We start from the raw sequence: 12,766 nt of genomic DNA, 5'->3' as shown, positions 1-12,766 counted from the left end.
CACGCTCATGCCAACCTCAGATCACCAGGGAGGTTGACACAGGGTGTCTCTTGAACCACTCACAATTCAGAACCAAGCTCGACCGTTGCGCCTCGCCCCCGAGGGCGAGGTTCAAGAGCGGACATCGCGACATGCAAGCATGTCGCTGTGATGTCCGCGCTCCCAGGTTAGGACCCCCCTCTTGCTGCCCTCCGAACTCGAAGCCGATCTGCACGCCAACATCCCGCTGACGCGCGCCATGCAGGTCCGGGTCCTCGACATTGCCGCTGATTCCGTGCGCCTCGGCGCGCCGCTGGCGCCCAACATCAACCATCACGGCACGGTTTTCGGCGGCAGCCTCGCCACGCTGGCTACGCTCGCGGCCTGGTCGCTGGCGCATCTCAAGCTCCGGCGGGCGGGAATCGACTGCAGCCTGGTCGTCGGCGCCATCCACATGGACTATCTGGCGCCGGCCGAAGGCGATGTCTCGGCTCGCTCCAGCCTCGCCGAGCCGGACAACTGGCCGCATGTACTGGAGACCTTCGCGCGCAAGGGCAAGGCACGCATCCCCGTTCTGGCCGAGGTCGACCATGACGGCCGCTGCGTGGCGCGCTTCAAGGGTGATTTCGCTGCCCTGGCGCGGTAGGGAATTGCGGTCTCAGATCGAGCCGCGAGGAGCGTCATCCCGGCCGAAGAGCCGGGATCCATGAACACAGTCCTCCCAGGATTGTGTTCATGGATTCCGGCGTTCCCAATCACAAGCAAAGCTTGTGAGGATACGCTCCAGCCGGAATGACGATGCGCCTTTTCCTGAAAGGAAAACTCTCTATCCAGCCTCACCCCGCCATCACCCCGCAGAACCGGTCGAGGTCGACATTGCCGCCGCTCACCAGCACGCCCACGCGCTTGCCCTTGAGCTGATCCTTCATGCGCCGGGCCGCCGCAAAGGCCAGGCAGCCCGTCGGCTCGATCACCAGTTTCATGCGCGAGAAAGCAAAACGCATGCAGTCCACCAGCTCGGCATCGCTGGCGGTGAAGATATCGTCGACGTCGCGCTTGATGATGCCGAAGGTGTAGTTGCCGAGATATTGCGTCTGGGCGCCATCGGCGATGGTCTTGGGCGTGTCGATCCGCACGATCTCGCCCTTGCGGAAGGACTGCTGCCCGTCATTGCCGGCTTCGGGCTCGACGCCGTAGAGCTTGCAATTGGGCGAGAGCGCCTTGGTGGTGAGCGCCGAGCCGGAGAGCAAGCCGCCGCCGCCGAGGCAGACGAAGAAGGCGTCCAGCTCGCCCACCTCCTCGAACAGCTCCTTGGCCGCCGTACCCTGGCCGGCGAGCACGTCCGGATGGTCATAGGGCGGGATCAGTGTCAGGCCGTGCTTTTCCGAAAGCGCGCGCCCGATCGCCTCGCGGTCCTCGCTGTAGCGGTCATAATAGACGATGTTGCCGCCATAGCCCTTGGTGGCCTCCGCCTTCGCCTTCGGCGCGTCATGCGGCATGATGATGGTGGCGGGAATGCCGAGGATGCGAGCCGACAGCGCGATCGCCTGCGCGTGGTTGCCGGAGGAGAAGGTGACGACGCCGTTGCGGCGCTGCTCCGCCGTGAAGCGCGACAAGGCGTTGAAGGCGCCGCGAAACTTGAAGGCCCCCATGCGCTGCAGGTTCTCGCATTTGAACAGCACCTGCGCGCCCATCTCCTCGTTGAGGATACGCGAGCTCATCACCGGCGTGCGATGGGCATGGCCCTCGATGCGCTGGGCAGCGGCGACGACGTCGTCATAGGTGGGGAGGGCAAGGTCGGTCATGGTGGGGCATTCGTCGTTAAGGGTGGAGGAGGCGACAGGTGTTGGCACAACCGGCTGGGCGAGATGACAGGGTTTAAAATGAGACGCAGCGTCTGCGCGCCCTCGCCCCGTTCCTACGGGGAGAGGATAGAGGTGAGGGGCTGCGCAGGGCTCTAAGATTGGCGTTCTGTGAAGTGCAGCAATTCCAGATAGAGCATGTCAATTTAGCTTATCTTATTGACTTGTTTGAGAAATATTAGCTTTCTGAAGCCGGTCCGCCCCTCACCTCCATCCTCTTCCCGTAAGAACGGGGCGAGGGGACTTCGAGGGCGCGCCATAGCCTTCGTTGCCTCATCTCGCCCAGCGGAAGCAAAAACCTCAGCTTCCCACCTCCCAGCCGATGGCCTTGCGCAGGAAGGAATAGCCGAGCGCGATGAAGGAGGCGCGTTCGCTGTTGTCCTTGCCATAGCCGTGCCCGCCGGCCTGCGGTTCGTAGAAATGCACGCGGTGGCCGAGGCTTTCGAGCTTGGCCGCCATCTTGCGGGCGTGGCCGGGATGCACGCGGTCGTCCCGGCGCGTGGTCGCCAGCAGGATCGGCGGATAGCTGCCGGGCCCCGCCGTGTGATAGGCCGAGATCTTCTGCAGGAAGGCCCAGTCCTCCGGCTTGTCAGGATCGCCATACTCGTCGATCCAGCTCGCGCCGGCGAGCAGCCTCGTATAGCGGCGCATGTCGATCAGCGGGATGGTGCAGAACAGCGCACCAAATTTCCCGGGATGGCGCGTCAGCATGTTGGCGATCAGCAGCCCGCCGTTGGAACCACCCTCGGCCGCAATAAGGCCCGGCCTCGTCACGCCGCGGCGCACGAGATCGGTGGCGATGGCGGCGAAATCCTCATGCGAAAGGAACTTGCCCTGCCGGCGGCCGGCCTCGTGCCAGCGCGAGCCGAACTCGCCGCCGCCCCGCAGATTGGCCATCACATGCGTGCCGCCGCGCTCCAGCCAGAGCTTGCCGACGGACGCCATATAGGTCGGCTGCAGCGTCACCTCGAAGCCGCCATAACCCGTCAGGTGCACCGGCGCCTCGCCGGTTTCGCCGGCAGGGCCGACCTGCGTATAGGGGATCTTCTCGCCGTCCACGGACACGGCCTCGTGCTGGGTCACCCTGAGGCCGTTGGCATCGAAGACTTCCGGGCCGCGCTTGAGCACGGTAGGGCCGGCGAGCGCCTCGGGATCGCTCACATCCATCAGCGAGACCTGCGGCGGCGTGATCGGGTCCTGCAGCGCCACCATCATCTCGCCATTGGTGTCGGCATCCTCGGAGTCGAGCGACCAGACATGCACGACGCCGGTGGAGGGCAGCGCCTCGATCGGGTGCCGCCGCCAGGCGGAGGGAGAGGGCGTCGCGATCTCGAAATGCGGCTTGAGATTGTCGAGGATGGAGAGGACGAGTTGCCCCTTGTTCCAGAAGAAGCCATCCAGCACGCGCCGTTCGCCGGGCTCGAACAGCACGGAGAAATCGCGGCTGCCAGCCTGGAAGGCGGAAAGGCCGATGCCGAGCAGCACATCCGCCGCATAGGTCTGCGCCGCGGGTGTCCAGGGCGTGCGGGGCTTCACCACGAGCCAGTCGTCGAAGGCGTCCCAATGGGCATCGGCCGGCAGCTCGAAGCGTGTCTTGGGGCCGCTCGCATCGCCCAGCCAGCCATTCGTCTCGAAGAAGGCAGGCTTTTCCATGAACCACACACGTGGCTTACTGGCCGTACGATCGACACCCGCCCAGGCCGACATGAAATCAGGCTTGGTCTCGAAGATCACGGACGCCTTGAGCGGGTCCTCGCCACGGCGCCAGAGGCGCACTGTGCGGGCATAGCCAGAAGTCGTCGCCATGCCGTCGCCAAGCGCACTGGAGAGTAGCAGTGTGTTCTCGTCGAGCCAGGCGATGCCGCCCTTGGCCTGCGGCAGTACGAAGCCATCGGCCGGGAAGCCACGCGTCTCGATATCGAATTCACGATGCACCACGGCATCGCTGCCGCCGCGCGACAGCCGCAGCATGGTACGGCGCTTCTCCTCCGGCTCGACGGCGGAACCGCCCCAGACCCAATCCTCGTTCTCCTCCTTTGCGAGGGCGTCGAGATCGAGCACCAGCTCCCATTCGGGCTCGGGCGTGGCGAAGGAGGCAAAGCTGGTGCGGCGCCAGACGCCGCGCGGGTTCGCTGCGTCCTGCCAGAAATTATAGAGGTAGCGTCCGCGCCGGGTGACGTCCGGGATACGGTCCGGTCTGTCGAGGATGGCGGTCAGCGTGTCGCGATCCGCGGCGAAGCCGGCATCGCCGAACTTCGCCATGGTCGCCTGCGAGCGTTCCGCAACCCAGGCCAGGGCGGCGGAGCCCTCGATTTCCTCGAGCCAGAGATACGGATCGTCGTCGGGGGCAGCCAGGGTCGGGCAGAGATCGGGGGCTGTCATGGGTGCCTTGCTGGGAGCGCGGACGTCCTCGTCCGCTCTTCCTCTGTCGTAGAACGAGTCGTTTCCAAGAGCGGATCGTCCGACACTCTCTTGAGTGTCGTAGGGACGTCCGCGCTCCCAGCTACCCCGCTAATCGCGTTTCGGCAAGCTGGGTCCAATAGCTGATGCCGGCGGGGATGATGGCGTCATTGAAGTCATAGGCCGCGTTGTGCAGCCCGGCGCTGTCGCCATTGCCGATGAAGATGAAGGCGCCGGGCCGGGCCTCCAGCATATAGGAGAAGTCCTCCGCGCCCATCATCGGCGGCGCCTCGACATCGACATTGTCGTGGCCGGCGACGCGCCTGGCGATCTCGCCGCAAAACTTGGTCTGCGTGGCGTGGTTGCGGGTCACCGGGTAGTGGCGCGAATAGACTGCCCTGGCGCTGGCGCCGAAGGCCCGTGCCGTCAGTTCCGCCACCTCGACCACGCGCCGTTCGAGCAGGTCGCGGATCTCCGGCAGCAGTGCCCGGCAGGTGCCGTGCATATGCACGCGGGAGGGGATGACGTTATAGGCCTCGCCCGCATGGATCGCGGTCACCGAGACCACGGCGCTCTTCAGCGGGTCGGTGTTGCGCGAGACGATGGTCTGCAGCGCGCTGATGATATGAGCGGAGACCAGCACCGGATCGATGCTTTCATGGGGCTTGGCGGCGTGCGCACCCTTGCCGGTGACGTCGATGTCGAAGACGTCGCTGGAGGCCATGATCGGCCCGGGGCAGATGGAGAAATGTCCCGGCGCCAGGCCGGGCAGATTGTGCATGCCATAGACTTCCTCGATGGCGAAGCGCTCCATCATGCCGTCCTCGACCATGGCCCTGCCGCCGCCACCGCCCTCCTCGGCAGGCTGGAAGATCACCACGGCATTGCCGGTGAAATTGCGCTGCTTCGCCAGCGTCTTGGCGGCGCCCAGCAGCATCGCGGTGTGGCCGTCATGGCCGCAGGCATGCATCTTGCCTGATACGGAAGAGGAATAGGCGAGGTTGGTGGTCTCCTCGATCGGCAGGGCATCCATGTCGGCGCGCAGTCCAACGGCGCGCGATCCCGGCCGGCCCTTGATCACGCCGACCACGCCCGTCTTGCCGATGCCTTCCACCACTTCGTCGCAGCCGAATTGGCGCAGGAGATCGGCCACCTTTCCGGCCGTGCGGTGAACGTCATATTGCAGTTCAGGATGGCGATGTATATCCCGGCGCCATTCGGTGACTTCAGGAAGGAGAGCCTTGATGCTGTCCGAAATCGTCATGCGCTATCAGTTCCAATATTGATTTCTGCCCCCAAGCCGGGCCACAAGTTAGTCCCAGTTTTGCACGCCTTCAGAAAATGAGGAAGGGAACGATCATGGATCATTCACAGGCCGCAACGGTTTGGCAGGATCTCGAGGCCCACAAGCAGAAGCTGGGGGCGACGACCACGCGAGACCTTTTCGCAGCCGATCCTGATCGTTTCTCGAAATTCTCCTTTTCGCTCGACGATGTTCTGGTGGATTTCTCGAAAAACCGCGTAAGCGAGGAGACCCTCGCCTTGCTGCTCAAGCTGGCGCGGGCGCATTGCATCGAGACCCGCCGCGACGAAATGTTCCGGGGCGATGCCATCAACACCACCGAGGGTCGCTCGGTGCTGCACACGGCGCTGCGCGCACCCGCTGACTCGCAGGTCCTGGTCGACGGCAAGAATGTCGTGCCTGACGTGCATGCCGAACTCGACCTCTGCTTTGCCTTCGCCAACAAGATCCGCTCGGGCGAATTGCGCGGCGCCACCGGCGACAAGATCACCGATGTGGTGAATATCGGCATCGGCGGCTCCGATCTCGGCCCGGCCATGGGCGCCCGCGCGCTCTCGCCCTATGCGGTCGATGGGCCGCGCCCCCATTTCGTCTCCAATGTCGACGGCGCCGACATGTCGGACGTGCTCTCGCGCCTCGATCCGTCGCGCACCCTGTTTCTGGTGTCGTCCAAGACCTTCACCACCATCGAGACGATGACCAACGCCCATTCGGCGCGCCAGTGGATCGCCAAGTCCCTGGGCGAGACGGCGGTGGGCGATCATTTCGCCGCCATTTCCACCAATATCGTGGCGGTGGAAGCCTTCGGCATCAACAAGGACCGCATGTTCCGCTTCTGGGACTGGGTTGGCGGGCGCTATTCGATGTGGTCGGCTATCGGCCTCGGCCTGATGATCGCCATCGGCCCGGAGAACTTCTCCGAGTTCCTGGCCGGCGGCCATGAGGTCGACCGCCACTTCGTCTCGACGCCACTGGAACAGAACATCCCGGTGCTGATGGGCCTGATCGGCATCTGGCACCGCAATTTCATGGGCTATGCCGCCCATGCCGTGCTGCCCTATGACCAGCGCCTCGGCCGTTTCCCGGCCTATCTGCAGCAGCTCGACATGGAGTCGAACGGCAAGCGCGTCCATCTCGACGGCACGCCGGTGACCTCGGACACCGGCCCGCTGGTGTGGGGCGAGCCTGGCACCAACGGCCAGCACGCCTTCTACCAGCTCATCCACCAGGGCACGAGCGTTATCCCGGGCGACTTCCTCATCGCGGCCGAGCCGCATGAGACCGGCATGGGCGACCACCACGCCATCCTGATGGCGAACTGTCTGGCCCAGACGGAAGCCCTCATGCATGGCCGTTCGCTGGAGGAGGCCAAGGGAGTGCTGAAGGCGCAGGGCCTCGATGACAAGAAGATCGATCTGCTGGGACCGCACAAGGTGTTCCCTGGCAACCGGCCGACCACCACCATCGCCTACCGCAAGCTCACCCCGCGCATGCTCGGCCGCCTCGTCGCGCTCTACGAGCACAAGGTGTTCACGCAGGGCGTGATCTGGGGCATCAACTCCTTCGACCAGTGGGGCGTCGAGCTTGGCAAGGAGCTCGCCTCGCGCCTGCTGCCGGTGGTCAAGGGCGCCAATGTCGAAGGGCTGGACGCCTCGACCAAGGGCCTGGTGGCGCATCTGAAGTCGCTGCGGAGCTGACCGGGGGCGGGTCTTCAGACCCGCCTTCTGATACGCCGCGCCATCAAGGCGGGTCCGAAGACCCGCCCCCCATACCTCGACCGCGGGCATGCCGGTCTGAAGACCGGCACACCGTGAGGCGCCGGACTGGTGTGCCGGTCTTCAGACCGGCATAGCACCCTTCCCGAGAAGTGTCGGGATTCTCCCCTCCATAGCGCCATGGCCGCCCCGCCCAAAAGGACCCCCCATGAGTACGTCCGCCGAGGCGCCAGCCACCATTCCCGTCTTCGACGGCCATAACGACACCCTCCTGCGCCTCTATTTGCAGAAGGCCAAGCCGCCGGAAGACGTGTTCGGCAAGGGTGAGGGCTCGGGCCATATCGACCTGCCCAAGGCGCGGGCGGGCGGTTTTGCCGGCGGCTTCTTCGCCATGTTCCCGCCGCCGATCAAGATGCCGGACCTCAGCCGCGACACGCAGGCGCCTCGCTACGACGTGCCGCTGCCGCCGATGCTGCCGATCGAGAATGCCCAGGCCTCCACCATCGGCATGCTCTCGATCATGCTGCGGCTGGAGCGGGCCTTTCCCGACGATGTCGCCATCTGCCGCAGCGCTGCCGAGATTCGCGCCGCGATGGCAGCGAACAAGATTGCGGCCCTGCTGCATATCGAGGGCGCGGAGGCCATCGATCCCGACTTCGCCATGCTGGATGTGCTCTATGCCGCGGGGTTGCGCTCGATTGGACCGGTGTGGAGCCGCTCCAACATCTACGGCCATGGCGTGCCCTTCCGCTTCCCCGGCTCGCCCGATGTCGGGCCTGGCCTCACCGATGCCGGCAAGGCGCTGGTGGCCGAGTGCAATCGGCGTGGCATCGTGATCGACCTCTCTCATCTTAACGAGCAGGGCTTTTGGGACGTCGCCGCCACCAGCTCCGCCCCGCTGGTCGCCACCCACTCGAATGTCCACGCCTTGTGCGAGTCAGCCCGAAACCTCACGGACAAGCAGCTTGCCGCCATCAAGGAGAGCCGCGGCGTGGTGGGGCTCAATTTCGCGGCCGGCTTCCTCAGGCCCGATGGCTCCATGCGCGCCGATACCGACCTCGACATCATGGTGCGCCATCTCGACTACCTCCTGGAGCACTTGGGCGAGGAAGGCGTCGCATTCGGCTCGGATTTCGACGGCGCCGTCATCCCCGCTGCCATCGGCAATGCCGCCGGCCTGCCCCGCCTGATCGAACGCCTGCGCGGGGCCGGCTATTCCGAGCCGTTGTTGCGCAAGATCGGCTACGAGAACTGGCTGTCGCTGCTGGAGAGAACGCAGGGGTGACTGGGGCCCTGACCTTGCAGATGGAGGGGCGGCAAATACGGAGTGTCGATCACAGATCGACATCTTCATCGCCGGCAAATGCCTCGTTTCCAAAAATTGGCGATCGGTGATCGCCACTCCGCGTTTGGTGCGCCGTTCTCGCGCGGCTGATGCGGAGGGCTGAGGTTCAGCCGCGACGGCGCGGCTTTGTATCGTTCCCTTTCGCCGGCTGTCTGGCTTGTCCGAATGCGCACAGATCCGCCAACCCACAGCGCTCGCAGGGCGGCCTCTGGTTTGTGCAGACCTCCTGGCCGAAGCGCTTCATCAGCCAGTGCAGCTCATAGAGGTCGTCGGCGTCCCAGGCCGGCGGGATAAGGCGCATCATCTGCTGGTGCGCCTTCTCGAACCCGGCATCCTCGGACAGAAGCCCGAAGCGGATACCGAAGCGCTTGATATGCCGGTCCACCACGAAGATGCGCCGCCGCAGGGCGCTGAAACTGAGGATGGCGGCGGCGCATTTGGGGCCGATGCCGTCATACTGCTTCAGCTTCGCCATCGCGGCGTCGACGGGCCATGCGGCGAGGAAGGACAGCTCGAACCGGCCGCGTTCGGCGATGATGCGCGCAACCGATCGTACCAGCTGCTCGGCCTTCCTTTCGGGATGGGTGACGGTGGCAAGATGAGGAAGCACCTCTTGTGCCGTGCTCTGCCCCAGCCTGTCGAGAGGGCGGAAATGTTCGCGCAAGGCCCGGAAGGCTTTTTCGGACTCGGAATCAAAGGTTTCGGCACTGATCAGCGCCTTTACGAACTGCTCGGGCGGTGTGTGCCGGCGGCTGTCGCGTTGCGGGCCGTAGGCTGCCAACAGGCGCTGCCTCACCACGGCAAGAGGGGGCTGCTCGCCGAAATCGAAGCCGAACTGGATCTGCTCGATGACAGGCGTCATGACCTCCGCCTCAATGGAAATCCCGGCTCTTGAACAGGGTCAGTTCGAGCTGGGCCGGCGGCGCGGGGATGCCTTCGCGCAGGTGAGCGAGTTCGGCCGAGAGGTCGAGCACGTTTTCGGCGATCACATGCACGACGAGGCCGGCGCGCTGCACCCGGCCGCGTATGGCGACGAAGCGCGAATTCATCACGGCGCGGCGGTATTTTTCGAAGGTTTTCGGCCAGACGATGATGTTGCTGATGTCGGTCTCGTCCTCGATGGTCATGAACACCACGCCGCTGGCCGTGCCCGGACGCTGGCGCGTCAGCACTAGGCCGGCCACGGTGACGAGGCTGTTCTCCTTGATTTCCTTGCCGCGATGGGCGTGGTTGGTGATGGCCCCGAGGCGCTCGAGTTCCGGCCGCAGGAAGGAGCAGGGATGGGCTTTGAGCGAGAGGCCGGTGGTCTGGTAATCCTCCAGCACATGCTCGCTCTGTTCCATGACGGGTAAGGCGATCGCCGGCTCGGGGAAGAGGTGGTCGTCGAAATCGGTGGTAAGCAGTGGCAGGTCCCGGCTGGCTTTGTTGAATCCGATGCCGATGGTCTCGAAACGGCGCACGGCCCAGAGCGCCTCGCGCCTGTCCAGGTTGAGCGAACGGAAGGCATCGGCCTCGGCCAGCTTCTCGATGGCCTGGAGGGTGAGGCCGCTCGCCGAGCCGAAGCGCTCCAGGCTGCCATAGCCATTGCCGCGGCCGCCCACCATCATCCGGATATCGTCCTCGTTCAGCCCCGTCACCAGCCGCATGCCCAGGCGCACGGCAAAGCGGTGCTTGCTCGGGTCGGTGGCCGGCTCCAACGTGCAGTCCCAGTCGCTGTAATTGATGTCGACGGGCCGGATCTCGACGCCATGCTTTTCGGCATCGCGCACCAATTGCGCCGGCTGGTAGAAGCCCATCGGCTGGCTGTTGAGGATCGCCGCGCAGAAGACGTCAGGGTAATGGCATTTGATATAGGCCGAGACATAGACGAGCACGGCGAAGCTGGCGGCATGGCTCTCGGGGAAGCCATATTCGCCGAAACCCTCGATCTGGCTGAAGCAGCGCTCGGCGAAGGCCTGTTCATAGCCGCGCCGCACCATGCCGTTGATGAACTTGTCCTTGTAATTGCCGATGGTCCCGGTGTGTCTGAACGTTGCCATGGCACGGCGCAGGCCATCCGCCTCATCGGGCGTGAAGCCGGCCGCCTTGATGGCGATCTCCATGGCTTGTTCCTGAAAGAGCGGAACTCCTTTGGTGCGTGACAAGACCTCTTTCAGCTCGTCCGCCGGACCGAATTCGGGTGACGGCGAGGGATAGTGCTCCTTCTCGATGCCGTCCCGCCGGCGCAGATAAGGGTGCACCATGCCACCCTGGATCGGGCCGGGGCGGACGATGGCCACTTCGATGACGAGATCGTAGAATTCCTGCGGCTTGAGGCGCGGCAGCATCGACATCTGCGCCCGGCTCTCGACCTGGAATACGCCGACGGAATCGGCCTGGCACAACATCTCGTAAGTCGCTTCGTCCTTACGCGGCAGCTTGGCAATCTCTCCGAGCTGCCGCCCGTAATGCTGCCTGAGGAGGTCGAGTCCGCGCCGGATGCAGCTCAGCATGCCCAAGGCGAGCACATCGACCTTCATCATGCCGATCTCATCGATATCGTCCTTGTCCCATTCGATGAAGGTGCGATCGTCCATGGTCGCGTGGCAGATTGGCACCGACTCATCGAGCCTCTTGCGGGTGAGAACGAAGCCGCCGACATGCTGGGACAGATGCCGGGGAAAGCCGGTGAGGGCGTTGGTGAAATAGAGCGCTTGCCGGATGGCCGGATTATCAGGATCGAGACCGGCCTGTTTGACGCGGCTGGGCGTCCAGGTCTGCATGCCCATGCCCCAGACCGTCTTGGACAGGGTTGCGGTGACATCGGGCGTCAAGCCCAGCACCTTGCCGACTTCGCCGACCGCCCGGCGTGAGCGGTAGTGGATGACGGTGGAGCAGATGGCGGCCTTCTCCCGGCCATAGCGCTGATAGATATATTGGATCACGTCCTCGCGGCGCTCATGCTCGAAATCGACGTCGATATCCGGCGGCTCCCCGCGTCTCTCCGAGATAAAGCGGGAAAAGAGCAGCTTGGTTTCGTCCGGATTGACTTCTGTGATGCCGAGGCAATAGCAGACCGCGCTGTTTGCCGCCGAACCACGCCCCTGGCACAAAACCTCGAGATTATTGCGGGCATAGTCGACGACGTCGTGCACCGTGAGGAAATAGGGCGCGAATTCGAGCTTGGCGATCAGCCGAAGTTCTTCCTTGATCCGCTCGGCGACATCATCCGGCACGCCATAGAGATAGCGTCGATCCGCGCCGGCCCATGTCAGATCCTCCAGATGTTGCTGCGGCGTCTTGCCCGGCGGGATCGGCTCTTCGGGATATTCGTATCTCAACTGCCGAAGATCGAAGCTGCATGCCTTCACGATCTCGATCGTCCTCGCCAGCGCTTCCGGATGATCCGCGAACAGCCGCGCCATGATTTCGGGCGGTTTGATGGTGCGCTCCTCGTTGATCTCCAGCCGGAAGCCGGCCTCGGCCAAGGTGCATTTCTCGCGGATGCAGGTGAGGATGTCGGCCAGCGCCCGGTGTTCGGGCATGTGGTAGAGCACGTCGTTGACGGCGACCATGGGGGCGCCGATGGCGTCGCCGAGTTCCGCCAGGCGACCGAGGCGGCGGGGTTCGTCGCCGGAGAGGCGGTGATGGCCGGCGAGGTAGACGCGGCCCGGGGCTGATTTGGCGAGGGCGGAAACGCGGGCGATGAAGGTCTCGTCCGGTTCGTCCGGCGGCAGGGCGATCAGGATCTGGCCTTCGCTGGCGGAAAGGATCGCTTCGAAACCGAACTGGCATTCACCTTTCTGTCTTTTGATGCGCTTGTTGCTGTCGCTGAGCAGGCGGCAGAGCCGGCCATAGGCCTCGCGGTCGGTGGGGTAGGCGATGGCCTCGAAACCGTCGGTGGTGACGAGGCGCACGCCCGGCAGATAGCGTAGATGCGGGTGCTTCTTGGCCTCCCGCAGTGCCCGCACCACACCGGCGAAGGAGTTGCGGTCGGCGATGCCGATGCCCACGAGGCCGAGCTCCTGCGCCCGCTTCACCATGTCCTGCGGGAAGGAGGCGCCGCGCAGGAAGGAGAAATTGGTGGTGACGGCGAGCTCGGCATAGGCAGGCGCGTGTGGGGGGCGGGTCTTCAGACCCGGCCGTTGCACCGAGGAAAGAGCCGGGTCTGAAGACCCGCCCC

The 12,766-nt window shown here is 64.6% G+C and carries 8 protein-coding genes; 3 read left to right on the top strand and 5 right to left on the bottom strand.

Annotation, left to right across the window (positions count from 1 at the left end):
* Positions 1-181: 181 nt before the first annotated feature.
* Positions 182-625, top strand: a complete 444-nt coding sequence (locus QQL24_RS07645) for a YiiD C-terminal domain-containing protein (protein WP_284311355.1) — start codon at positions 182-184, stop codon at positions 623-625.
* A gap of 190 nt (positions 626-815) precedes the next feature.
* Here QQL24_RS07645 and QQL24_RS07640 read toward each other — a convergent pair whose 3' ends face one another.
* The 3 genes from QQL24_RS07640 to QQL24_RS07630 all read right to left on the bottom strand — a co-directional run bounded on the left by QQL24_RS07640 (position 816) and on the right by QQL24_RS07630 (position 5,505).
* Positions 816-1,784, bottom strand: a complete 969-nt coding sequence (locus tag QQL24_RS07640) for a threo-3-hydroxy-L-aspartate ammonia-lyase (RefSeq protein ID WP_284311353.1) — start codon at positions 1,782-1,784, stop codon at positions 816-818.
* A gap of 357 nt (positions 1,785-2,141) precedes the next feature.
* A complete protein-coding gene (locus QQL24_RS07635; RefSeq protein WP_284311351.1) occupies positions 2,142-4,223 on the bottom strand; it encodes a prolyl oligopeptidase family serine peptidase in 2,082 nt (693 codons plus the stop codon).
* A gap of 121 nt (positions 4,224-4,344) precedes the next feature.
* Positions 4,345-5,505: a M20 aminoacylase family protein gene (locus QQL24_RS07630; protein ID WP_284311349.1), complete on the bottom strand. Its 1,161-nt coding sequence runs from the start codon at positions 5,503-5,505 to the stop codon at positions 4,345-4,347.
* A 95-nt stretch (positions 5,506-5,600) separates the two neighbouring features.
* Here QQL24_RS07630 and pgi point away from each other — a divergent pair, with 95 nt between their 5' ends.
* Together pgi and QQL24_RS07620 are read left to right on the top strand one after the other, a co-directional pair.
* Positions 5,601-7,241 carry a glucose-6-phosphate isomerase gene (gene pgi, locus QQL24_RS07625; RefSeq protein WP_284311348.1) on the top strand — a complete coding sequence of 547 codons (1,641 nt, stop codon included), beginning with the start codon at positions 5,601-5,603 and terminating at the stop codon, positions 7,239-7,241.
* Positions 7,242-7,467: 226 nt separating this feature from the next.
* Entirely contained in the window at positions 7,468-8,544 is a 1,077-nt protein-coding gene (locus QQL24_RS07620) for a dipeptidase (protein WP_284311346.1), read from the top strand.
* Positions 8,545-8,710: 166 nt separating this feature from the next.
* Here the strand turns inward: QQL24_RS07620 and QQL24_RS07615 are convergent, their stop codons facing one another.
* Positions 8,711-9,466: an endonuclease III domain-containing protein gene (locus tag QQL24_RS07615; RefSeq protein WP_284311345.1), complete on the bottom strand. Its 756-nt coding sequence runs from the start codon at positions 9,464-9,466 to the stop codon at positions 8,711-8,713.
* 10 nt (positions 9,467-9,476) lie between these two features.
* A complete protein-coding gene (locus QQL24_RS07610; RefSeq protein WP_284311344.1) occupies positions 9,477-12,734 on the bottom strand; it encodes an error-prone DNA polymerase in 3,258 nt (1,085 codons plus the stop codon).
* Positions 12,735-12,766 lie beyond the last annotated feature (32 nt).

The organism is Labrys miyagiensis, from assembly GCF_030160835.1.
Taxonomy (GTDB): Bacteria; Pseudomonadota; Alphaproteobacteria; order Rhizobiales; family Labraceae; genus Labrys; species Labrys miyagiensis.
This window is presented reverse-complemented; position numbering and strand designations above follow the sequence as displayed.

Coding starts and splice junctions, on each gene's coding strand:
- QQL24_RS07620 (WP_284311346.1), top strand. CDS start 7,468: ATGAGTACGTCCGCCGAGGCGCCAGCCACCATTCCCGTCTTCGACGGC.
- QQL24_RS07635 (WP_284311351.1), bottom strand. CDS start 4,223: ATGACAGCCCCCGATCTCTGCCCGACCCTGGCTGCCCCCGACGACGAT.
- QQL24_RS07630 (WP_284311349.1), bottom strand. CDS start 5,505: ATGACGATTTCGGACAGCATCAAGGCTCTCCTTCCTGAAGTCACCGAA.
- QQL24_RS07615 (WP_284311345.1), bottom strand. CDS start 9,466: ATGACGCCTGTCATCGAGCAGATCCAGTTCGGCTTCGATTTCGGCGAG.
- QQL24_RS07640 (WP_284311353.1), bottom strand. CDS start 1,784: ATGACCGACCTTGCCCTCCCCACCTATGACGACGTCGTCGCCGCTGCC.
- pgi (WP_284311348.1), top strand. CDS start 5,601: ATGGATCATTCACAGGCCGCAACGGTTTGGCAGGATCTCGAGGCCCAC.